This window comes from Escherichia sp. MOD1-EC6021 (assembly GCF_002965245.1).
Taxonomy (GTDB): Bacteria; Pseudomonadota; Gammaproteobacteria; order Enterobacterales; family Enterobacteriaceae; genus Escherichia; species Escherichia coli_F.
The window spans coordinates 1-213 of record NZ_PTRU01000155.1 but is presented as its reverse complement, the minus strand read 5'-3'; the positions used below and the strand labels follow the sequence as shown (position 1 = coordinate 213).

Genomic DNA, 213 nt, shown 5'->3' with positions numbered 1-213 from the left:
CGACCGATTGTTAGGTAATCGTCACCTCCACAAAGAGCGACTCGCTGTATACCGTTGGCATGCTAGCTTTATCTGTTCGGGCAATACGATGCCCATTGTACTTGTTGACTGGTCTGATATCCGTGAGCAAAAACGGCTTATGGTATTGCGAGCTTCAGTCGCACTACACGGTCGTTCTGTTACTCTTTATGAGAAAGCGTTCCCGCTTTCAGA

Annotated in this window: 1 pseudogene; it reads left to right on the top strand. The window is 47.9% G+C overall.

The features are described from left to right. A pseudogene (locus BEB54_RS28485) lies at window positions 1–213 on the top strand (IS4 family transposase); the annotation flags it as partial.